Genomic DNA, 20,362 nt, shown 5'->3' with positions numbered 1-20,362 from the left:
TCGAGTCGCTTGTTCAGGGCTCGTGAAGTCGAAGCTGTCGATACCGCTGTTCCAACGGGTAGGGCGCACGAGTTGATCATCGAGTGGCACCGGAGTGGTAGGATTGTTGGAATAGTTAGCAACAATTCCGCAGCGGCTGTCAGGAAATATCAGAAGCTCCACAGATTGGAGAGCGCCGTCCAGGTGGTGGCCGCTCGCACCTCGTCTGATCCCAATTTCCTTAAGCCTTCAGCCCATCTCGTTCGCCGTGGAGTTGGCGAAGCGGGCGTCGACTCTGCTCGGAGTACGCTGATAGGCGATTCGCCAGCGGACATTCAAGCCGCTCAACGTGCGGGTGTCACGGCCATCGGCTATGTGAATAAGCCGGTAAATCTGAAGATCCTGAGTGACCTTCATTCGAATGCACTAATGCGATCTGTGTCCATCCTTCGGAGACTTTGATGCAGGATAGCTATGGCCTATTTCCCTGGGTGTTAGCCCCAGGTCCTGTGCTCAAGGAAGGGGGCTTCAGTCTTGTTCAGTCTGTCAGCCCAATCGGGGATTATTGGCTGCACCCCCAGTTCAATGGCAGCCCTGAGTACCTGTTCCACTGACACGCGTCCGGTCGGGACGTGAATCTTGTTCGTTAGAACAGAGTCGTTGGCTAGCTCGTTGGTGCCAACGTGGATATGTGGCTGCTTGTTGTGAGACTTACCGCTTGGATGCCAATGAAAGTTGAGGACGGCCTCGCCACTTTTTCGCGCCAGCAGGTAGTCATAAGCCAAGGTCGTCACCCGAAACGGGCCTTTCTCGAGCGATTCATCACGAATTATCTTGTAGCGCATTCGGATGCCTAGTTCGAGACGTGCGGGTCCTTTGAGTTCTACGGCTGTCGCACGGTTGAGATAAAGCGAATGTTCTTCATCTACAACCGTGCGACCACCATGAGTGACATTGATCTTGGCATGAGCAAGGCAAGACAGTGCTTCCTTGAGTGGATCAACGAAGGCATCGAAGGCTTCGCTCGGAGTCCTACCAGGCACGGGGGTAGAGCATAGCCAGGCGCGCAACGCGCGGGTCGTCGGCGTCATCGAACTTGCCTGCGCGAACTTGCTCCTCAAACTCCACGCCAGACATGTTGAACTCGCGACGCGCCTCAGCGTCAAAGATGCTCCAAGCTTCCGTCTCGCTGAGCTCTTCGACCGCAATGTGCGCCGTTGCGTAGTCAGTGGCCATCGTGCTGCCTCCCCGTCGACAGGTCGAGCCAGAGTCTTGCCTGGCTCGAAAACTGTGTCCACCCCTCAGTACAGCGTAGACGCGTGTGCGTGTGTTACAGATCCACTGATGGTGTGGTTCCGCAGCGACGAAGCGTGACCTACCGGTTACCGTCAGTAGGATTGCTGTACCTGTATGTAGTTTTCTGTTGATGATTAGTGACTAGTCGGAGTGGCATGTCCACCGGGTGGGTTCCCTGGTCGTACCAGTGTCATGCCTGGTGGCATGATCGAAATTAGCCCGATCGGGTGAAAAATCTCACTACCTTCCAGGCCGCGCCACGCGCCTTCCCTTAAGAGTCATGTTTGCCGAGCTTAGCTCTATTGGATCAAGGCGCGCCGCCGTCGGCGGCGCGCACGGTGCCTGTCGTGCTGGCACCGAGGCAGCATCCATCCCGGCACGCCGGGCTCCCGCTTCGCTCACGCCCGGCGGCCGGACGGCGCGGCCCGAGCTGCACCAGGCAGCGCGCCACCGACGGCGGCGGGTTGCACAGAGCTTCCAGCGACCACGACTCGGGACGATCGCGCGGTGGGTCACCGCGGAGTAGTGGGCACGGCGATCGACGCCCCGCCGACGCTCCGCGCCAGCGGCCAACGGGAGATGTGTGCCGCTCCGGAGCCAGCTCACCACGGACTCAACGCAGGTGACAGGAGAGGTGGTAGCCCGAGGCCGACCGCAGTTGTGACCGCAACGGGATGCCATCGAGGGCTACTTGTGCACCATCTGCACCGAAGACCGATGAGGAGGAATGCCTGGCCAGTGCGTTGACCGGTTCCTACGGATCAGAAGGTTGCAGGTTCGAATCCTGCCGAGCGCGCAAGAGTAAGTCCAGGTCAGGGCCTTGTTCCGGTTAACGGAACGGGGTCCTGATTTGTTGTGTGGGGCTGCTGTCTCGCATCTTCACACGAACGCCCGTACTGCTGCTCAGCCGTAGAGCTCGCCGAGCGCCTCGGTGCCGCTGTGGAGATCCTCCACTCGCGTGGACGTAGGTCGAGTACGTGAACGCGGTGTCGTAGTGCCCGGCCGTCCCTGTCGCCAGTCGAGGCAGCTTTGGCAACCACGCTGAGAGGCGGCCACACCACAGCGGTCGTGCGCGTCCGGCGAGGACAGGGCGCCTTCCGCAGCCGCCTGCTGAAGGAGTATGGCGACACCTGCGCGTTCACCGGCCCCAGCCCGCATCGGCCACGGCGGGCACTTAGCACCCATTCCCGGTGGACGTCGACGGCAACTGCTGCTGCGGTTCACCGCCGCTGAGCTAGCCGAGGTGACAGGCCGCGCCGCCGTCTACGGGGTGGCTCCGGCGGCGTTCGCGCACATCACCGCAAGGTTCTTCGAGCCCACCGCCCGCGCGCTGCGGCGGCTGCGCCCGCCGATGAGTCGGCAGGACGCGGTCGCCTTGGCGGCGGACCTGGTACCGCTGCGCCGGACGCTGTCGGGGATCGGCGCCAACCTCAACCAGCTCGCCCGCGCCGCCAACGCCAGCGACCAGGGTCAGCGCGGTGCAGCTCACGGCCGCGGTCGAGTACCTGGCACACGTGCTCTCACGGATCGAGGACCGGCTGGACCGGCTCGACCCTAATTGGGCCGTGCACCGGCGCGGCCCGCGGTGAGCCGGCGATGCTGGCCAAGCTGCTGCCGCGCCACTCCAACCTGCGCGAGACCGTCTCGTAATTGTTCGCCGTCGGTGGCCGCACGGTGCACACCGACCCGCACATCGTCGCGGCGTGGGACGACGACTTGCTGCACTCCGATGTTGCCCGACCCAACGACCAGGGCGAGGACCGGGAGATTGTGCTGCGGGAGATCATTACGCAGCTCGACGCACCGCGCCGTCTGCGGCACAAGACGGTGGCGGCCGGGCACGTGCTGCACGTGCCGATCTCCGCGCACCACGACGACGGGCTGCTCGGCGACCAGCCGGTGTCCCGGCCCCCGCGGGGGCCGGGACACCGGCGTTCCTCCTGGGTGGGTCAGCCGCAGTGGCCGACGGCGGCCTGGGCCTCGACGAGCGAGGAGTGGACGTAGGCCTTGTAGACCCCGACGCTGGGGACGTCGACCTTGAACCAGCGGTTGGAGGAGTAGTCGGAGTTCGGCGGGTGGACCCACTGGGTGTCGATCCAGCAGACCATCGTCACGGAGGTGCCGTTGCCGACGTACTTGACCTTGTACTGGTCGCCGAGGTAGGCGGCGTTGCGCAGCCAGGCGCCGCCGGAGTTGGAGCCGATGTAGGGGCCGGCGGCGATGGCCGGCCCGGTGTCGGTGGACGGGGCGGTGGGCTCGACGGCCAGGGCGGGCACGGTACCGAGGGCACCCAACGCGATGGCGGCGGCGGTGGTGGCTGCGCCGCGGCCCAGGCGCCGCAGCGCCCGACTGGGCTTGATGGTGTCGGTGGACATGGTGGGACCTTTCTTCTCGTGGTGGGAGCACCGGTGATCGCCGACGGGCCCGGGTGGGCGCACCGACGTAACCGGATGTGTGAGCGCAGAGAGGTCTGTGCGGATGCCTGCCCGGCTGCCGAGTGCGTGGTCGGGTGCCGGGGAACGGGCGAGTCGGTGAGGGGGCGGCCGGGACACCGCCCCCTCACCAAGATCAGCCGATGTTGCTGTTCGCGCCGTGCAGGTCCAGCGCACCGGGGATGAGCTTGCCGGTGCCCTTCCAGTGGTTGGTCTGGGTGTTGAGGCACTTCGAGGTGCCGTAGTTGAGCCAGTTGGGGTCGGGCAGGGGGGCGTGCCAGCTCTCGAAGTCGAAGGTAGGACCGGTGAGGCCGTTGGCGCGGCCGTAGTAGACGTGGCACTCCAGCTGCTGCCACACGCTGTCGGCCAACTGGTGGTAGAGGCCGGGCACGCAGCCCTGCACGGCGTGCCACATCGACACGGTGGCGTCCCACGCCTTGCGGTGGAGGGTGGCGTTGCGCGCCGCCTCGGTGGGCTTGAGCTTGATGGTGAAGTCCGGCCCGGGCCCCTGGGTGACCGTGATGTTGTGGACGTAGGTGTTGGCGCCGCACCGTTGCTCGGCCTGCGCTGTCCCGGTGAACACCGCCGACGTCATCGCGGCGGTGAACAACGCCCCCGCGGCGATCATCGCGACGCGGCGGTGTGGCCGGGTCGTGGCGGTGCCGCTGTGGTGCGCGGCGTGGTCGACGGACATGAACCGCTCCCTTCCTGCCCACCGCCGCAGATGTGCCGCGACGGCGAATCGGTGTGGGTCGTGATGGTGACGCACTGTCTGCGCCTGCCGGTGAAGTTGTAGCTCGCCTCTCCGCCGGCAACACCAGAATGCCTGGTCAGACAGGGCGAGAAAGGGTCGAAGCCGACTTTGGACGGGACTTGGACAGCCCTCCGCCGAGCCTTGGACATCGAGCACTCTGTAGCGTGTCCGGCACCGCACGTGACCGGTCGCCGCCCACCGCAGGAGTCGTCGTGGAGCCGCAGAACCCCGCGTTACCCTTCCCCGAGATCACCACCCGCGAGGCATTCGGCCAAGCCTTGCAAGCGCTGAACACGACCGGCTGGACCTACCGCGACCTGATGGACAAGTGCCGAGCCTCGGGAGCGGGACTCGATCACCGGACCATCGGTACCTGGTTCACCGGCAGCAACCTTCCCTCCCGCAAGCTGTGGGACGATTTCCGCATCCTGCTCGGCCATCTGGGGGTCTATGACGAGCAGGCCGAGCGGTGGATCGCCACGGCACGAAAGGTGAGCAAGGCCCGCAACTCCGGCGACGTCGTGCCCTACCGGGGCCTGGACAGCTACGGTACCCAGGACGCGCCGTACTTCTTCGGCCGCGACACCCTGGTGCGCTCCGTGCTGTCCAACCTGCGGGAGCTGCACGAAACCGGCGGCGGTGCACTGCTGGTCGTGGGCTCCTCCGGGGCGGGCAAGACCTCCCTGCTGCAAGCCGGGGTGCGGCCCGCCCTGGCCGCAGGGGACATCGAGGGCAGCGCCGAGTGGTCGGTGTTGTCGTTCGCGGCCACACCGGCCCCGCTGACCGGACTGGCCCGGACGCTCGCCGACCGGTCCGACCAGTCACCCGAGGACGTCGCCGCCGACCTGCGTGCCAACCCGAACCGCGCCGCGTACCACCTCGACCGCATTCACCCGCTCACCCCCGCGCCCGTACCTCGTGGACGCGGTGTGCTGGTGATCGTCGATCAGGTCGAACAGGCGCTCATCGCCGACCGAGAGCAGCCCACCAGGGAACTGACCGGCTTTCTTACGGCACTGGAGGCCATCACCGCCGGGCCCGGCGGCGCGATCGTGGTGCTCGGACTGCGTGCCGATCAGTACGGGGCGGCCCAGGACAACCTGCGGCTGCAGGCGTTGACCCGCGGGCGGCAGGTCTCGGTCACGCCGATGGACGACCACGAGCTGAGAGCGGTCATCGCGGAGCCCGCTGTCAGAAACGGCGTCGTCCCCGAAGCGGGGTTCGTGGAACTGGTGATGCGCGAGGTCACCGCCCGCACAGACCGCACCGGCCACCACACGGTGCTGCTGCCCCAGCTGTCGCACGCGCTGCGCACGACCTGGCTGGCCGGCGGCGGCAGCCGCATGACCGTACAGGACTACCGCGACGCCGGCGGCCTGGACCGCGCGATCACCGACACGGCGGAATCGGTGTTCACCAGGCTGAACGAGGTGCAGCGCTCGATCGCGCGCAAGCTGTTCTGCCGACTGGTGCTGCTGCACCCGGCCGCCGCCGACACCCGAAGACAGGCGAGACTGGGCGAGTTGTCCGACGAGGGCCATGACGCCGACCTCTACGAGGTCCTCTACCGCTTTGCCAGCCCCGGCCTGCTCACCGTCGAGGCCGAGACCGTCGAGATCACCCACGAGTCGCTGATCTTCACCTGGAAGCGGCTGCGTCGGTGGCTCGACACCGACCGGGCCGGACGCCTGCTGGCCCAGCGGCTGGCCGAGGACGCCGCAGAATGGGAAGACCACGGCCGCGATCCCGATCGTCTCTACCAGGGCACCCGCCTGCACAGCGCACGCGAATGGGTGGACGAGCACCCCGACGAATCATCCAGACCCGTTCAAGCGTTCCTGCAGGCTGGCGTGCACCGCTCCCGCAGACGCACTCGCCGCCTCCAGCAGGTCATCGGCCTGCTCACCGTGCTGCTGCTCGCCGTGGCCGGCCTGGCCGGCGTGGTCGTCGCCCAGGAACGCGCCGCCTCCCGTGAACGCGACGAAGCCGTCTCCCGGATGATCGCAAGCCGGACCGTCAACCTGCGCGGCGTGGACGTCTCCCTGTCCAGGCAACTGGCCCTGGCCGCCTATCGGATCTCCCCCACCGTCGAGGCCCGCTCCGCGCTGATCGACGCCACCGCCCTGCGCCCGGCCATCCGGATGCGGGTCGACGGCGACACCAAGACCATGTACGCCGTCGCCCACCACCCGACGGCACCGGTCGTCGCAGTCGGCCTGAACGACAGCCTGCTGCTGTGGTCGGTCGAGGACCCCGGCCATCCCTCACCACTGCCCCCACCCCCGTCCGCGACCTGCGCCCGCATCAACGCCCTGGCCTTCCACCCCGACGGCGATCTGCTCGTCGCCGGCTGCCGCGACCAGCGCCTGCTGATCTGGGACACCACCGCCACGCCGCCCGTCGCCGTGCCCGCACCCGACGGGCTGGGCGGCAACGTCCGCAGCGTCGCGTTCAACACCGACGGCACACTGCTGGCCGCCGCGATCAGCGAAACCACCGCCGACCAGCGGAGTCGCGGCACGATAAGACTGTGGCGCGTCACCGCCGACACCCTCACCCCCCTCGGCGAGGCCCTCACCGTCGACCAGGCACCGGCCAAATCCGTGGCCTTCCACCCCGACGGGCACCACCTCGCCGTCGGCACCGCGAGCGGCGCCGTGCAGATCTGGGACATCCGTGACCCCGCCCGACCGACCGACCCGGTGACCGCCACCGGCCCCACCAAGGAGATCGGCCAGCTAGCCTTCAGCTCCGACGGCCACCACCTGGCCGCAAGCGGCGCCGACGCCCGCGTCCACCTGTGGGACAGCACCGATCCACGCAACGTCGTTGCCGCGGGCGACCCCATCGACGGCGCTGAATCGTGGACCAACGCCGTGGCCTTCAGCCCCGACAGCACCAAGTTCGCCGTGGCCAGCTCCGACGCCAGCGTCGGCGCCCGGGTCTACGACACCACTACACGCGCACTGCTGGCAACCATGCCGCACCCCTCCGCGGTCACCTCGGTCAAGTTCACCCCCGACGGCCGCGACATTCTCACCGGCGCCAACGACGGCGTCACCCGGCTGTGGCCCGTCGACGCGCCCGCTCTGCCCCCGACCTCCTACCTCGTCAGCTCCACCCGCTTCAGCCCCGACAGCCGCATCCTCGCCGTGGGCAGCGCCGACCTGCGCCTATACGACCTCGCGGATCCCCAACGACCACGACTGCTCGGGCCCGCGATCACCAACACCGACGGCTTCGCCGGCGCACTCGCGTTCAGCCCCGACAGCCGCGTCCTGGCCGAAAGCCACGGCAGATCCGGCACCGTCCAACTCCACGACCTCACCGACCCCGCCCAACCCAAAACCCTGGGGCCGCCGCTGGTCGCACACCAAGGCCAAGTCGAACACCTGTCGTTCAACCCCGCCGGCACCGTCATGGCCACCGGAGGACGCGACGGCGCGGTGCACCTGTGGAACATCAGCCGACCCGAGGCCCCGACCCGCCTGTCCACCCCCGGCACCTTCGGTGGCTACGTCCACTGGACCGCCTTCAGCCACGACGGCACCATGCTGGTCGCCGGCAGCTCGGACCGCACCCTGCGCATCTGGGACATCACCCACCCCGACGCACCCCGGCAACTGGGCACACCGCCGCCCGCCAACCACTACGTCTACTCCACCGTCTTCAGCCCCGACGGCACGATCCTGGCCGTCAGCCTCGGCGACAGCACGGTGCACCTCTACGACATGACTGACCCCACCCACCCCGCCCGGATCGGGACACCGCTGACCGGCCCGATCGACTACGCCTACTCCGTGGCCTTCACCGACGACGGCACCACCCTCGCCGGCGCCTACAACGACGGCACCATCTGGATCTGGGACATCCGTGACCGCACCACGCCCCTACACCTGGCCACACTGACCCTGCCCGCCAAACAGGTCTTCACCATCCAGTTCCGACCCGGTCACACCACACTGGCCGCAGGCGGCGGCGACAAGATCCCCCGGGTCTGGACCACCGACATCGACCAGGCCGCGGCACAGGTCTGCCGGAGCACCGGCACCCCCATCACCCCCGAGGAGTGGGCACGCTACGTGCCAGACCACGACTACCAGCCACCCTGCGACTGACCATGACCCTCAAGACCGCAGCCGCACCGACACTGCGCAGCCGCCGATGCGGTCTCCGGGGCCGGTGGTCACAAGCTGGGCCCGTCTGGCGCGGGTACGTCGGTGAGTCCGAGGGCGAACAGGACGCCGGGGTGGATCTCGACGTCCGGGTCGCCGGTGGGGTTGGCCGCGGCGACGGCGACGCGGCGGCCGACGAGGTCGACGGCGTCGAAGGACTTGGTGCGGCCTTCCCCGCGTTCCTCCTCGTGGTCGGGGAAGGGTTGCAGGATCTTCTCCCGCACCAGCCGCACCACCTCCACCGCGGTGGTGGGGTCCAGCGTGTGGGCGCGGGTGTCGTGGTGCTCGAAGCGGTCCAGCAGGTAGGCAGGCACGATGCTGGGACGCAGCATGAGCAGCAGCCTGTTGTCGGTGGCCACCACGCGCAGCGCGGTGGGCGCCAGGTGCTCGCCGAGCACGGCCAGGGCGGCGTCCAGGCGCTCGTGGCTCCAGCCCAGCAGGTACAGCACGCGGCCGACGGACAGGCCGTTGTAGCTGGACACCAGCCCGAGCAGCAGGTGGTCGTCGCCCGGCAGGTCCGGCTCGTCGTGGCTGGCCGGGTCGTGACCGGCGGTGTCCAGGGCTTGCGGCGTCGGTGGGCGCGTGTGCGGGTCGATGGTGACGACGAGGTCGTCCAGGCGAAGGTCGAGCAGCCGGGACAGGCGCACGAGCATGGTCAGCGAGACCGTGCGGTGATAGGGGTCGCCGGACAGGTGGCGCAGGGTGACCCCGAGCCGGGCTTCCAGCCCGTCCGTCCCCAGGCCGAGTTCGGCCAGGCGGGCCCGGATGCGCGGCATGTCCAGCGCCGCGCGGGTGACGACCCCGCCGGAGCCGAGCCCGTCGGTGTCCGTCGGCGCGGCCCGGGCCGGGTCGGGACGGCCGGTCACGGAGCCGCCTCGCCGTGCTCGCCGGAGTGGTGCAGGTGGCTGCCGACCCGCCAGGCGCTGGAGCGGGCTGGCCACGCGGAGATCATCTGTTGGTCGGTGACCGGCAGCGGCAGTCCGGCCGCCTCGGCGCTGGCACGTACCACCTGCCCGTCGTGGCCGATGCCGGTCGAGAACAGCCGCTTGGTCGAGGGCGTGCCGCGCAGCACCAGGAACCGGCGGGCGGCATCGAGCAGCGGCCGGGCCGGCGTCGGGACGACGAACACCGCGACGTCGGCCAGGTCGCGGCGGGCCTTGACGCCGGGAATGGTGAAGGTCGCCGCGTCCGGCGCGAGTTCGCCGATGCGCACGTCGGCCAGGTCGGTGGGGCGGCAGCCGGTGAACAGCGCCGCGGCCAGCGCGGCGGTGTGCACGGGCCCGGCGATGCGGACGCGGATGCGGTCGGCGGTGTCGTAGTCGAACGGGACCGCAGTCAGCCCGGGTCCGTCGGCGTGCGCCAGGTCCTCGGGCAGGGCCAGCAGCAGCCCGTGCAGCAGCGCCCCGGCCTGGGCGCCGCGCAGCAGGGCGATCGCGTGGCGGCGGCTGAGCGCCTCCACGGCCAGTCCGCCGAGGAAGGTCTGCACGCCGGTCTCGTCGGCGAAGCGGTGCGGGAAGGAGCCGCCGTCACGCCCCCGGCCCGCGCACAGCAGCCTGGCGGCCAGCGAGCGCAGCATCGTGTCGGGGTAGTGCTGCTCCAGCAACGCCGCCCCGGCGTCGGCCTCGGCCAGCGTGCGAGGAAGCAGCCTGCGCAGGTAGTGGGCCGACCCGAGCGCGGTCGTGTGGCGGTGCATCTCGGGGTGGGACGACAGCCACCGGCAGGCCGCCTCCAAACCGGCCCGGTAGACCGCGTCGACGGCGTGGAACTGGCAGGAGGTGAGCCGTCGGTAGCACTCGGCGCGGAAAGCGAGCACGTCGCCCTCGGGCAGCGGTGGCAGCGTCCACCGCGGACCGTCCGTCTCCACCGGGTCTCCGCCGTCGGCTGGATCCGGGTCCACGCCGTCCTCGCCGGATTCCTCGTCGTCGGGGTCCTCGTCGTCAGGCGGCAGCGTGGCGGGGTCGACAACCTGTGCGAGGTCGGTGACCACCCGGTACTCGACGCTGCGCTCGCAGCACCGTGACCTGCTCGACCTCGTCGGCGGCCACCCACGCCGCGATGGCCTGCCAGGCCGGGACGATGCCGCTGATCTTCTCCTCGCCCAGCCGGGTCACCGGCCGTCCCAGCGCCGCCAGCACGTCGTAGGCCAGCGAGTTCGCGCCGGTCGCCGACGGGGTCGGGTGCACGGTGATCCGACCGGCAGCCGGCCGGTGCGCCGCCAGCAGCGCACGGGTGACCACGACGTCGTCGGCACCGTCGAGCAGCACGCTCACCGGCGCCGGACCCGGTCGCGGGCCGTCCTAGTCCTCCCAATCGTCCAGCAGCGCCCGCGACGCCGCCAACGCCGCGCTCCTGCCGTCGCGCCCGCCGCGTGCCAGGACCGCCAGGTGACCGGGTACGCGCCCCTCGGTGACGACGTGTCCCGGCTGCCCGGGGCCGGGATACGTGTCGACGGCGGGCTCGCGGTCGGCGCTCATCCCGCACGTCCGGACAGCTTGGAGAGCACCCAGCCCAGCACCTCGCGGTCCACCGCAGGCCTGTCCAGCCGCGCCAGCGCGCGGGCGGCGTGCGCGGTGATCTTCGCCCAGGCCCGGAAGTTGTCGTGCCCGGCGTGGGCGTCGGCGAAGCCGATCACCTCCGCATCGGCGCCCGCCAGATCGAGTGGTAGGCCGGGATCACCCGCAGCACCTGCTCGCGCGGCATCCGCCGGAACTCCTGCCACACGTACACCCGGCTGGACAGCATCGGCTCGCGGCGCAGCACCTGGTAGCAGTCGCCGCCGACGAACACGATCGCGATGTCGGTGGCCCGGTCGTGCCACAGGTGCCGCCAGTACTCGAGGCACTCCCGCGACAGCCACCGCGCTTCGTCGCACACCAGCACCCGGAACCGCTGCCCCAACACGTCCTTGAGCACCGCGTCGAACTCGATCTGCTCGCTCGGCGGCTCCCCACCGATCCCCAGCGCCCGGAACAGCTCGTGACGGATGTCGCGCGGCGTGGGCCGGGCCCGGAACTGCACCCGGCACACCGTCCCGTCCGCCAGCTCGCGCAACGAGGCGTTCACCGACAACGTCTTGCCCAGCCCTGCGTCGCCGTGCACGTACATCATCGCCTCTGCCGCCAGCACGTCGGCCAGGTTGTCGCGCACCGTCAGCAACGCGTCGGTGGCCACGATGTGCGCGCCGGGCAGACCCAGGTAGTGGTCGGCGCGGTCCTCGGCGATCTCCAGGTCGGGGTTGCGTGCTCCGGTCACACCGACTCCTTCCCGCGACTGCCCGCGCTGTCCCCGACACCGCTGTCCCCGACACCGTCGGCGGCGTCGCCGGGGCCGTGCCCGAAGGTGTGCCCGGCGGGCTCGGCGGCGAGCCGGTCCAGGTCGACCGGCAGCACCCAGCCCGCCGGCGGCGGCGCGTGCGGCAGCAGATCCGGCCGCGACAACCGCGTCAGCTCCTCCAGGCCGTGCCCGCCCAACTCCGACTCGGCCTCGGCCGCGGTGACCGCCCCCAGCCGCTTCGCGGGCGCCGCAGTGGTCACCGCGGCATAGCGGGCACGGCGCGACCGCTCGGCCGCCGCCAGATTCGTCCGCAGCCGCTGCGCCTTACGCGCCCAGGTCCGCAGCAACGCCGCGACCTGCTCCCGCGTGGCCTGGTCGGCCGGCGTCGCCGACCCCAGATGCGCGCTGGTGGCGGCGTCGAACACCTCGACCTCGTGCTCGTGGTGGGCATGTACCGCAACCGCACCGCCGTGCCCAGCCGGCCGAACACCCACTCCGCCACGTAGTGACGGCCCCGCCCACGGGCCACGCCCTTGCCGGTGATCTTCCGGGTCTTGCGGTCGTCCTCCAGGGTGGACATCCACAACAGGGCGGGATCGACGTCCTCCACCGGCGCCGAATCGGCCAGCCACGAGCGGGCCGGGGTCGCGCCGCCCAGCTCGTCCATTGTGTGGTCGCCGTTCCACCACGCCACCCACGCCAGCACCTCGGCGGTGAACGCCTCGAACGTCAACGCTGGGCTCTGACCGCATTGGTGACCGTAGCCGCGGCGCATGACCCGGTGGATCGTCACCGGGTCAGCGGGCGAGTGTGGTGGCCTCGGTTGCCGCGGCTTTGAGGACGGGGTCGGCCAGGGTGCTGCCGGGGGCCCGTTCGGCTTGGGCGAGGACGATGGTGGTGCCGTCGATCCCGGAGGCGTAGCGCAGTCCGGTGAAGCGGATCCCGTCCTTGGTGAGCTCGGTGATGTTGCCGGTCCCGTGGCGGTCGACGAGGGCTTTCAGCTCTGCGGCTTGGCCGGCGTCGGGCATGGTGACCCAGGCCACGGCGACACGCGCGGTGCCCGTGCCGTCGGAGGCGTCGTAGAGGACACGGGTGAGGCTGGTGCAGGGGTGGGCGGCGAGGTAGTCGCGGACCTGGCCGTAGGACGACTCGGCGCACGAGCCGCCCTCGACGCGGTTCAGGTGGGTGTGCGTGAAGTCCGCCGGCGACGAGGCACCGAAGCCCGCGGTGGAGCCGAGCCCGCCGCCCAGGGCCGCGAGGCCGACGAGGACCGTGAAGAACACCGCAGCCGGATTGTCGGAACGACCGCCGGTACGGGTGGGAGCGGATCGGTGATGGCCCTTGACGTTGACGCCACCGCGGACGTGAGGCCGAACTCGAACCATGTACCACTCCTTCGGTAGTGGGGCGGAACCCGCGTCATCCCCGGAATTCGGTGGTGCGTCGGAGTCGCCGCTACGTGGCGGTGCTTCATCCGGCGGCACGGCCGTTGCTCGCGAATCCGTGGCGAATCACGACACGGGATTCCGGCGGCTCGGTGCGGGCCGTGCGGCAGTTGTCGGCGGGAGGGTCGGTCCGGTGCTCGAAGACCGGACCGACCCGTGCGCTACCGGGGTTGCGGCGTGCGGGCCTGCTCCAGCGTCGCCGCGAGGCGGTCGATCTGGGCGTCCACCTCCATGCGACGGCGCGCCTTGGCGGTCCGGTCCTCGCCGCCGATCTCCTCGATGCCCGTCCTCAGCTTCTGCCGGAAGCGGAGCTCCTGGAGCTCGAAGTCGACCGAGTCGCGCTTCTCACTGGCCCTCATCTGCAGGTCGTGGAGCCGGCCTGAGACGTCGAGCTGCCGGCGCACCCGGGAGTCGTACTCGGTGCTCGCGCTCATCATCTTGCTCAGCACCGGCAGGCAGTCGAGCACGATGAGGAGCAGTGCCAGGAACACGTGCGCCATCAACACCGAGAAGTGCTTGGAGGACAGGCTGCCCAGCGCCTCGAACTCGTCGAGCAGACCGCGCTCGGTCAAGTTCCCGCGCTTCTCGTCGATCTTGGCGTTGATGGCGGCGTTGACTTCGCGCTCCGCCTGGCTCGAGGCGTTCGAGACCTTCGTCGTCAGCTCCGACACCTGCCGATCGGCGGTCACGAGGTCCGCGTTCAGCTGGTCGACCTGGCTGTCGCGGCGGAACTGGTCGGCCTTCTCGCGGTTGCGGGTGCACTCCGGTCCCTCACCCGGCACGGCGGTCAGGCCGGGACCGCCACGACCCGCGCACTCGTCGCGGGCCAGGCGCTCCAGCTCGTTCAGCTGAGCGTTGACCTCGCCGATCCGGGTGGCCAGCTGGTCGCGGTGCGCGGTGGCCCGCCCCAACTCCTCCACCGCGCTCTGCGGCCGTTCGCTGATCACCACGAGGAAGCCCGCGCAGGACGGGTCGGTCGAGATCTCACCGGTCGGCGGGTTGCACCGCTTCACCGCACTCCCGTAGGCGTCGATGTCCGCCTTGCGCGTCTCGCTGATCTCGTTGTCGATCGACTGGTGGAACACCGCCAGCACCAGCGGTTCGGCGATCACCGCGCCCAGCAGCACGGAGAGCAGCAGTCGGGGCAGGTAGGTGCCGAACAGCGACGTCCGCGCCGCGCCGTGGGTGCTGGCGATCAGCCAGCTGTCGGCGGTCACGATGATCATCGCCCACACGAGGTCGGCGAACACCAGCCACCAGTGGGAGCCCAGCACGCTCACGAGCGCCATGTGCATCGACACCGCCGCCAGCAAGCCCGTGTTCAGCACGATCAGGCCGAGGCGGGTGTAACGGGGGCGTTCCTCCGGCACCCAGTCGAGCACGTCCTCGTTGACGCCGATGATGCGCCGCAGCAACCGGGGTACGCCCCGCTGCGGCATCACCGGGCGCAGGGCGCCGATCGCGACGTCGTTCGGCAGCGACGCCCGGACGGGGCGCTCGACCGGCGGAGTCCCGACCGGTGGCGGGCCCGCCCGGCCCCGCAGCGGCGGCTGCTCGTCGACGGACGGACGGTCGTCGAGTGCCGTCATGCCTCCACCTTCGTGCTGCGGTCGTCGTCCACGATGTCGTCGTCCGCCGGCGCGTCCGGTTGTGCCGGCGGCGCGGGGATCGCCCGCTCCTCATCGGGGGAAGCAGTCGCGTCGACCGCCCTCGTGCGGCTGCCGAGCAGGTTGGTGACGAGCTGGTGCACGCCGGGCCCGAGGTTGGCGGTGTCGAGGTGGCCGCTCGCGGCCAGCGCCTTGACCGCGTCCAGTTGCGCGTTCAGCTTCTGCAACGCCTCCGCCCGCGCCAGGTGCCGGTCCTCGCGCTCCCACTCGGCCCGGCGCAACTCGTCGGCGCGCTCGGCCTCCCGCCTCACGCGGGACTGCTCCAGGCCGAACTGCCGCTCGGCGTCCCGCCGCCTGGCGGTCGCCTCGATCTCGAACCGGTGGTCCTCGTGCGCCCACGTCTCGAGCCGCAGCTCGCTCTCCTGCCGGTGCCGCACGTCGGCCCGCTCCGCCTCCCACCGCAGCTGGTCCCGCGCCCGCTCGTTCGCGATCGCCTCCCGCAGGTCCTCGCGGTCCTGCTCGACCTCGCGCTCGCGCAGCCGGCGCAGCTCGTCGGCGACCTCCCGCGTGCTGATCTCGCCCGCGGCGTGGGCGAGGTAGAGCGCGGCGACCGGGTCCGAGCCCACCGCCCGCGTGGTGCGGTCCAGCTCCCGGCGCGCGTGCGCACGCCTCAGCGCGTCGAGCGAGCTCGCGTGCTCGGTGTCCTGCACCTCGGCGGACTGCCGGTGGATCTGCTCCAGGTCGTGCAGCCGGTGGTCGTGGCCGAGTTGCGTGGTCTTCACCACGTGCGTCCCCTCGGCCTCCCGCAGCCTCGCCCTCAGCTCGGCGACCTGCTCGGGCGTCATGACCTCGACGCTGGCGAGCGTGACGGCGAGGCCGGCGAACTCCGGCGGCTCGATCGTGTGGTACGCCCGGACCTGCGCGTCGAGCTTGCGGCGCAGGTCGTTGATGTCCGCGAGGTCGTAGTCCAAGCCGAGCTGGAAGATCCGCTGGTGCCCCTTGAGGTAGCCGGTCAGCAGTGCGACCGCGTCACTCCCGCCGGCGCCGACGACCGCGACCGGATCCACGACGGTGCACAGGAACGCCACGCGGAGCGTGAAGTTCGCCGCGTCACGCGACGGGATGACCAGCTCGGCGACCACCTCGGTGTCCGCGGTGACGTCCACGACCGAGACGTGGGAGGCGTCCACCACGGTCGGCGAGTCGAGCGGCAGGTCGGTCGTGTCCAGGACGAGCTGGTTGCGAGTGCGGTACACGAGCTGGTGCCCGGCGAGCACGAGCGGCACCTCCTCCCGCAGGCGACCGCGGCTGCGGCTGAACAGCCGCTTCGGCGGCAGCGGTTCGAGCACGCGTTCGGTGATCACCGGGTACGGCTGCTTCTCCATGCGTCGTCGCTCCAAGTCAGGAGACGCGTCCCTTGAGCGCGTCGAGAACGGCGTCCACGAGGGACTTGATGTCGGTGTCGGGCCGGCGCGCGACCACGACGCGGAAGTCCGCGTCCAGGGCCGCGTGCTCCCCGGCGGGCAGGGCGGAGTGCAGTGACACGCCCAGGTCGCGTGCGCTCGTCCTGGCGCGGGGGTCGTTCTCGGCCATGTCTTCCAGCAGGGCACGCAGCGCCTTGATCGCCCGCAGGCGCAGCGGTCGGAAGACCAGCACGCGCGCGAGCAGACGAGCGACCACGTCGCGGTGCTCCGGGTGTTCTTCGAGGTGCAGGAGCACGGCGGACCGCTTGGCGTCCGGCTTCCGCGCCTCCAGCAACGCGAGCGCGGTGCGCATGGCGACCGCACGGCTCGCCGGTCGCACACCCGGCGCGGTGAAGTGCTCCACCTTGCCCCACAAGTAGTGCAGGACCAGGTGGGCGTTGTCGGTGTCGCGAACCAGCGTGGCGAACAGCTCACCGAAGACGTGCTCGACGTCACCGTCCACCGCGTGCGACTGGGTGCACACGCGCCAGAGGCGGCGACGCGCGTCGTGCGGGTAGCGGGCGCCGAGCCCGCCGATGAACGCCATCGCCGCGACCCACCGCTGCTGCGGCTTGCCCTGCTCGACCCAGCCCGTCGCGATCTTCAGCGCCGCGGGCGCCAGCACCTCGTCGTAGGCCATCAGGTGCAGGACGTAGACCGCCACCCGTCGACCCGCCGCACGCCGGGCGCCACGTGCCCACCGGTCGAGCACGCGCACCACCTCGTCCAGGGCGATGGCGGCGAGTTCGGCCAGGCCCACCGCGATCGGCACCTCGTACTCCGGCTTGGTGACGACCTCGTCCAGCCACTCGACGACCGCATCCCAGAACACGACGTCCATGCGCTGCCACAGCTGCGCCAGCACGTGTCGGTGGTGCTCGGGCCGGGCGAACCGCAACGCGCCGCGCGTGCCCAGGTCGGTGTGCAACGTCGAGGTGGCCACCAGCTCGTTGGTCAGCAGACCCCGGCGCAGCTGCGGGAGGCGGTCGTGCTCCTGCGCCTCGTCCGCGGCCGGTGGCACGTCGCGTTCCAGGACCTGCTGCAACAACCCCAGCGCGGCCTCGAACGTCCTCTCGTCCACACCGGCGCCGAACGCGAGCGCGGTGACCTCCAGCACCCGGCGCCGGTCGGCCTCCTCGAACCACTCCTCCACCTCGAGCCGGATGCGCGCGTCGAGGTGCTCGAGCGCCTGGTCGAGAGGCAGTCCCCGGCCGAGTCGCTCGGCGAGCCCGACCACGTCGCGGACGCTGTCGATCGATTCCAGCGCCTCGTGCAGCACCGGTTCCTCGTCGGCAGGCAGCGTGCCGTCCCAGTACGCCCGCAGCACGCGCTCGGCCGCCGGCGGGTGCCAGACGACGTGGCAGGCACGGTCGACGGCGGGGGTCGGCGGCTCGGTGATGACGAGGTAGCACTTCCGGTCCCGGACGCGGTCGCGCACGACGCGCCACTCGAAGTCGGGGTCACCGCCGTACTCGGTGACGCGGTCGACCACGAGGTAGCCGCACCCCGACTCGTACTCGTACTCGGCCAACTCGGTCGGTGACACGTGCGGCGACATCAGGTAGAGCGGCTGGTCGGTGACCTGGCGCAGCAGCGACAGCGCCGACGACCGCTTGCCCGTGCCCGGCGCGCCGCACAGGACCAGGAGGTGGTCGACGGCGAGCCGTTCGACCGCCGTGCCGAAGCCCTCCGGGCTGACGAACCGGCTGAGCGCGGAGATGTCGCCGTCGTCGACGCGACCCGTGGCCCGGGTGAGCGGCCGCCCGGACCACCCGGCCACCGTCTGCGCACCGAGCACCGCGCGCTCGAACCGAGGGCTGTAGAGGTTGACCTGGACCTCGTTCAGCGTTGCCCGGTCGTACCGCGGTGCCGGGTTCTCCACGGATTCGTCGGTCGGAGTCGGAGCGTGCTCCTGCGTCTGCTGCCCGGTCATCGCCCGACCCGGTTCTGCACGCCGATGACGACGTTGTGGCCGTGCACGCCACCGTGCACCGTCGTGTTGTGCCCATTCGGCGCGAGCGGTGCTCCCGGCGTGGACGCGGGTCCGGGTCCGGGTTCGGGTCCGGCGGCGGGCCGCCGGACCGTGTCCAGGGCCAGTGACCGCACGTCGGCGCCCGGCACGTGCAGCCAGGCCGTGCTGTCGAACGTCTTGGCGACCACCGGCACCTCGCGGAAGTCCCGCGGTGACAGCCTGGTGTGGCCCTGCACCACCAGGTCCGCGTAGAGCAGCGGCGACAGCAGGAGCACCAGGTCGGCCGCGGGGCACTCGCGCAACGCGAGCCGACCGGGGTCGCTGTCCAGGATGCGGCTCACCATCGTCACGCCCGCACCGGCGTGGCCGTACGGCGTCTCGCGCACGAGTCCTTGGTGCACCGCCACGCGCAGCCGCAGCTTCAGCTCGTGCGGCGCACCGCCGTTGTGCGCGGCGAGCGACTCGGCCAACGCCCGGGGCAGGTCGTCGATGACGCGTTTCTCGGGGGTGTCCGCGGGCAGCACGGAGAGCTCACCGTCACCGGTGCCCTGGACCGACCACCGGGACCGGTCGAAGCCCGCCCGCTCGGCGGTGTCCCGCATGACGTCCGCCAGGGCGTGCTGCACACGTTCCTGCTCGACGTCGGTGCGCGCGCTGTAGTTCTCCACGTCCAAGCTGAGCAGGACGCGCCGGGTGAAGTCGTCGTCCACGGTGGCTTCCTCCGCGTGTGGTGGTGTGCGAAGAGTCTGCGTGGCGGTCGTGCCGCACACTTCGGAAAAATCCGGGATCCAGCGAAGTCGGGATCAGTCGTCATCCGCGGTGCGGCGCAACGCCTCGAGGTCCCGGATGCGGACACCCCGGTAGCGCGCCGTCACCAATCCCTTGGCCTTGAGCGCTTTCAGCGCGATGCCGACCGCATCCGGCTTGGCGCCGATCAGCCGACCCAGCTCCTCCTGCGAGACGTCGACGCCGAGGTCGATCCCGAGTGGACCCGGTACGCCGTGTGCCTCGGCCAAGTCCAGCAGCACGCGCACCAACCGCACCTTGACGTCATACGAGGCGAACTCGGCGCGTCTGCGGTTGGCCCACTCGAGGCGATCGGTGATCAGCCCGCACAACGCTTGCCACGCCTCGGGGTTGCGGTCGAGGTAGGCCAGGAACTGCCGTCGTTCGACGACTTGCACGAGGAGGTCGGTGCAGGCCGTCACGGTGGCCGAGCGGGTCCGGTCCTGTCGCAGCGCGGCACCCTCGCCGATCACGTCACCGGTGACGCGGACGCCGAGCAGCGCTTCGGAGCCGTTGGGTGCCAGCCGGGTGACCTTCGCGCACACCGCGCCTCCGGAGGCCGCCGACCGGAGGAGGAACACGCCCGTCTCGCGGTCGCCCTGCCGGGTCAAGTGCTCGTTGGTCCGCACGACGCGCTGGCCGCCGAGAGAAAGCAGGCCGTTCCGCACGTCACCGCTGAGGCGGAAGAGGTACGTTCCGGGCAGCCAGGCGTGGTGGTCTGATGCTTGGGACAATGCGATCTCCCGTCGCGGTTCCCCAGCGAGAACCGCACCTTGATCGACTCTGTGCGTGACGGTTCATGCCTTCAGTTGCCCACCGATACGTCCGATTCGGTGCTTATCGGGGTGATGTTTCTGTCGTGGGTGAAGCGGAAGGTTACATGGTCGCCGGAGGTGCGCACGTGGGGGTGGCGCTTTGGTTCTTAACGGTGAAGATCCACTTGTTAGTGATCTTGAACTACTGGCGTGAAGTCCGCATTTATGCAGGTAGCTCTCCTGGTGGGAGTCCGTGAAAACTATTTGTATTCCCGTCGACTGCGAATTCCGAGTGGTCGGTGCCGATTCGACACCCTGTCGATGAACGATGTTCGGAATGGGGTCGCGGTGCCCGGTTTTCCCTGCGTGCGCTCAGTGCGTCGGTGCGGTCGCGGAATCGTCGAGGCAAGCGATCGCCCGGCGGT

21 protein-coding genes are annotated in these 20,362 nt (G+C 70.1%); 4 read left to right on the top strand and 17 right to left on the bottom strand.

The window, feature by feature from the left end; translation table 11 throughout:
- Window positions 1–9 precede the first annotated feature (9 nt).
- Window positions 10–441 carry an HAD family hydrolase gene (locus FHX81_RS43015; RefSeq protein WP_425473832.1) on the top strand — a complete coding sequence of 144 codons (432 nt, stop codon included), beginning with the start codon at window positions 10–12 and terminating at the stop codon, window positions 439–441.
- A gap of 32 nt (window positions 442–473) precedes the next feature.
- Here the strand turns inward: FHX81_RS43015 and FHX81_RS20460 are convergent, their stop codons facing one another.
- Window positions 474–1,022, bottom strand: coding sequence for a hypothetical protein (locus FHX81_RS20460; RefSeq protein ID WP_141979690.1), 549 nt, complete (start codon window positions 1,020–1,022; stop codon window positions 474–476).
- Window positions 1,012–1,215, bottom strand: coding sequence for a hypothetical protein (locus tag FHX81_RS20455; RefSeq protein ID WP_141979689.1), 204 nt, complete (start codon window positions 1,213–1,215; stop codon window positions 1,012–1,014). Before FHX81_RS20455 ends, FHX81_RS20460 begins: the two co-directional genes overlap by 11 nt.
- Before the next feature lie 1,180 nt (window positions 1,216–2,395).
- Between FHX81_RS20455 and mobC the strand changes: the two genes are divergently transcribed.
- Together mobC and FHX81_RS20445 are read left to right on the top strand one after the other, a co-directional pair.
- Complete coding sequence (gene mobC, locus FHX81_RS43010) at window positions 2,396–2,833, top strand: plasmid mobilization relaxosome protein MobC (protein ID WP_141979688.1); 438 nt, start codon at window positions 2,396–2,398, stop codon at window positions 2,831–2,833.
- Window positions 2,834–2,925: 92 nt separating this feature from the next.
- Window positions 2,926–3,279 (top strand): hypothetical protein, encoded by a 354-nt coding sequence (locus FHX81_RS20445; RefSeq protein WP_141979687.1) that lies wholly within the window; start codon window positions 2,926–2,928, stop codon window positions 3,277–3,279.
- Here FHX81_RS20445 and FHX81_RS20440 read toward each other — a convergent pair.
- Together FHX81_RS20440 and FHX81_RS20435 are read right to left on the bottom strand one after the other, a co-directional pair.
- Window positions 3,225–3,650, bottom strand: coding sequence for a hypothetical protein (locus tag FHX81_RS20440; protein ID WP_141979686.1), 426 nt, complete (start codon window positions 3,648–3,650; stop codon window positions 3,225–3,227). The genes FHX81_RS20445 and FHX81_RS20440 overlap by 55 nt on opposite strands.
- Before the next feature lie 193 nt (window positions 3,651–3,843).
- The gene (locus FHX81_RS20435; RefSeq protein WP_141979685.1) at window positions 3,844–4,401 is read right to left on the bottom strand and encodes a hypothetical protein; all 558 of its coding nucleotides are present in this window, start codon (window positions 4,399–4,401) and stop codon (window positions 3,844–3,846) included.
- A 272-nt stretch (window positions 4,402–4,673) separates the two neighbouring features.
- Here FHX81_RS20435 and FHX81_RS20430 point away from each other — a divergent pair, with 272 nt between their 5' ends.
- On the top strand, window positions 4,674–8,579 hold the full coding sequence (locus tag FHX81_RS20430; protein ID WP_170232107.1) for a WD40 repeat domain-containing protein: 3,906 nt from the start codon (window positions 4,674–4,676) through the stop codon (window positions 8,577–8,579).
- A gap of 68 nt (window positions 8,580–8,647) precedes the next feature.
- On the opposite strand, the gene FHX81_RS20425 is transcribed toward FHX81_RS20430, so the two are convergent.
- The 13 genes from FHX81_RS20425 to FHX81_RS20375 form a co-directional block, all read right to left on the bottom strand.
- Window positions 8,648–9,502, bottom strand: coding sequence for a hypothetical protein (locus FHX81_RS20425; protein WP_141979683.1), 855 nt, complete (start codon window positions 9,500–9,502; stop codon window positions 8,648–8,650).
- Entirely contained in the window at window positions 9,499–10,623 is a 1,125-nt protein-coding gene (locus FHX81_RS20420) for a hypothetical protein (protein ID WP_141979682.1), read from the bottom strand. Before FHX81_RS20420 ends, FHX81_RS20425 begins: the two co-directional genes overlap by 4 nt.
- Window positions 10,574–10,906 carry a hypothetical protein gene (locus FHX81_RS20415; protein ID WP_141979681.1) on the bottom strand — a complete coding sequence of 111 codons (333 nt, stop codon included), beginning with the start codon at window positions 10,904–10,906 and terminating at the stop codon, window positions 10,574–10,576. Before FHX81_RS20415 ends, FHX81_RS20420 begins: the two co-directional genes overlap by 50 nt.
- Window positions 10,907–10,933: 27 nt before the next feature.
- Window positions 10,934–11,110, bottom strand: a complete 177-nt coding sequence (locus FHX81_RS40645; RefSeq protein WP_170232106.1) for a hypothetical protein — start codon at window positions 11,108–11,110, stop codon at window positions 10,934–10,936.
- Window positions 11,107–11,268 (bottom strand): hypothetical protein, encoded by a 162-nt coding sequence (locus FHX81_RS41340; protein WP_211363527.1) that lies wholly within the window; start codon window positions 11,266–11,268, stop codon window positions 11,107–11,109. The genes FHX81_RS40645 and FHX81_RS41340 overlap by 4 nt, the downstream gene beginning before the upstream one ends.
- Window positions 11,265–11,888 carry an AAA family ATPase gene (locus tag FHX81_RS41335; protein WP_211363526.1) on the bottom strand — a complete coding sequence of 208 codons (624 nt, stop codon included), beginning with the start codon at window positions 11,886–11,888 and terminating at the stop codon, window positions 11,265–11,267. Before FHX81_RS41335 ends, FHX81_RS41340 begins: the two co-directional genes overlap by 4 nt.
- Window positions 11,885–12,334, bottom strand: coding sequence for a hypothetical protein (locus tag FHX81_RS20405; protein ID WP_141979680.1), 450 nt, complete (start codon window positions 12,332–12,334; stop codon window positions 11,885–11,887). Before FHX81_RS20405 ends, FHX81_RS41335 begins: the two co-directional genes overlap by 4 nt.
- Before the next feature lie 372 nt (window positions 12,335–12,706).
- Window positions 12,707–13,192 carry a hypothetical protein gene (locus FHX81_RS20400; protein WP_141979679.1) on the bottom strand — a complete coding sequence of 162 codons (486 nt, stop codon included), beginning with the start codon at window positions 13,190–13,192 and terminating at the stop codon, window positions 12,707–12,709.
- A gap of 323 nt (window positions 13,193–13,515) precedes the next feature.
- Window positions 13,516–14,943 carry a DUF4407 domain-containing protein gene (locus tag FHX81_RS20395; RefSeq protein ID WP_141979678.1) on the bottom strand — a complete coding sequence of 476 codons (1,428 nt, stop codon included), beginning with the start codon at window positions 14,941–14,943 and terminating at the stop codon, window positions 13,516–13,518.
- The gene (locus tag FHX81_RS20390; RefSeq protein WP_141979677.1) at window positions 14,940–16,346 is read right to left on the bottom strand and encodes a hypothetical protein; all 1,407 of its coding nucleotides are present in this window, start codon (window positions 16,344–16,346) and stop codon (window positions 14,940–14,942) included. Before FHX81_RS20390 ends, FHX81_RS20395 begins: the two co-directional genes overlap by 4 nt.
- A gap of 16 nt (window positions 16,347–16,362) precedes the next feature.
- On the bottom strand, window positions 16,363–18,357 hold the full coding sequence (locus FHX81_RS20385) for a hypothetical protein (RefSeq protein ID WP_141979676.1): 1,995 nt from the start codon (window positions 18,355–18,357) through the stop codon (window positions 16,363–16,365).
- Window positions 18,354–19,106 carry a hypothetical protein gene (locus FHX81_RS20380; RefSeq protein ID WP_141979675.1) on the bottom strand — a complete coding sequence of 251 codons (753 nt, stop codon included), beginning with the start codon at window positions 19,104–19,106 and terminating at the stop codon, window positions 18,354–18,356. Before FHX81_RS20380 ends, FHX81_RS20385 begins: the two co-directional genes overlap by 4 nt.
- Window positions 19,107–19,199: 93 nt before the next feature.
- Window positions 19,200–19,916, bottom strand: a complete 717-nt coding sequence (locus tag FHX81_RS20375) for a Crp/Fnr family transcriptional regulator (protein ID WP_141979674.1) — start codon at window positions 19,914–19,916, stop codon at window positions 19,200–19,202.
- Between the last annotated feature and the right edge of the window lie 446 nt (window positions 19,917–20,362).

The sequence above is a fragment of the Saccharothrix saharensis genome, from assembly GCF_006716745.1.
Lineage (GTDB): Bacteria > Actinomycetota > Actinomycetes > Mycobacteriales > Pseudonocardiaceae > Actinosynnema > Actinosynnema saharense.
The sequence above is the reverse complement of the archived record's forward strand: the minus strand, read 5'-3'. Positions and strand labels throughout refer to the sequence as shown.

Coding starts and splice junctions, on each gene's coding strand:
- FHX81_RS20455 (WP_141979689.1), bottom strand. CDS start 1,215: ATGGCCACTGACTACGCAACGGCGCACATTGCGGTCGAAGAGCTCAGC.
- mobC (WP_141979688.1), top strand. CDS start 2,396: ATGGCGACACCTGCGCGTTCACCGGCCCCAGCCCGCATCGGCCACGGC.
- FHX81_RS20440 (WP_141979686.1), bottom strand. CDS start 3,650: ATGTCCACCGACACCATCAAGCCCAGTCGGGCGCTGCGGCGCCTGGGC.
- FHX81_RS20435 (WP_141979685.1), bottom strand. CDS start 4,401: ATGTCCGTCGACCACGCCGCGCACCACAGCGGCACCGCCACGACCCGG.
- FHX81_RS40645 (WP_170232106.1), bottom strand. CDS start 11,110: ATGAGCGCCGACCGCGAGCCCGCCGTCGACACGTATCCCGGCCCCGGG.
- FHX81_RS20395 (WP_141979678.1), bottom strand. CDS start 14,943: ATGACGGCACTCGACGACCGTCCGTCCGTCGACGAGCAGCCGCCGCTG.
- FHX81_RS20390 (WP_141979677.1), bottom strand. CDS start 16,346: ATGGAGAAGCAGCCGTACCCGGTGATCACCGAACGCGTGCTCGAACCG.
- FHX81_RS20385 (WP_141979676.1), bottom strand. CDS start 18,357: ATGACCGGGCAGCAGACGCAGGAGCACGCTCCGACTCCGACCGACGAA.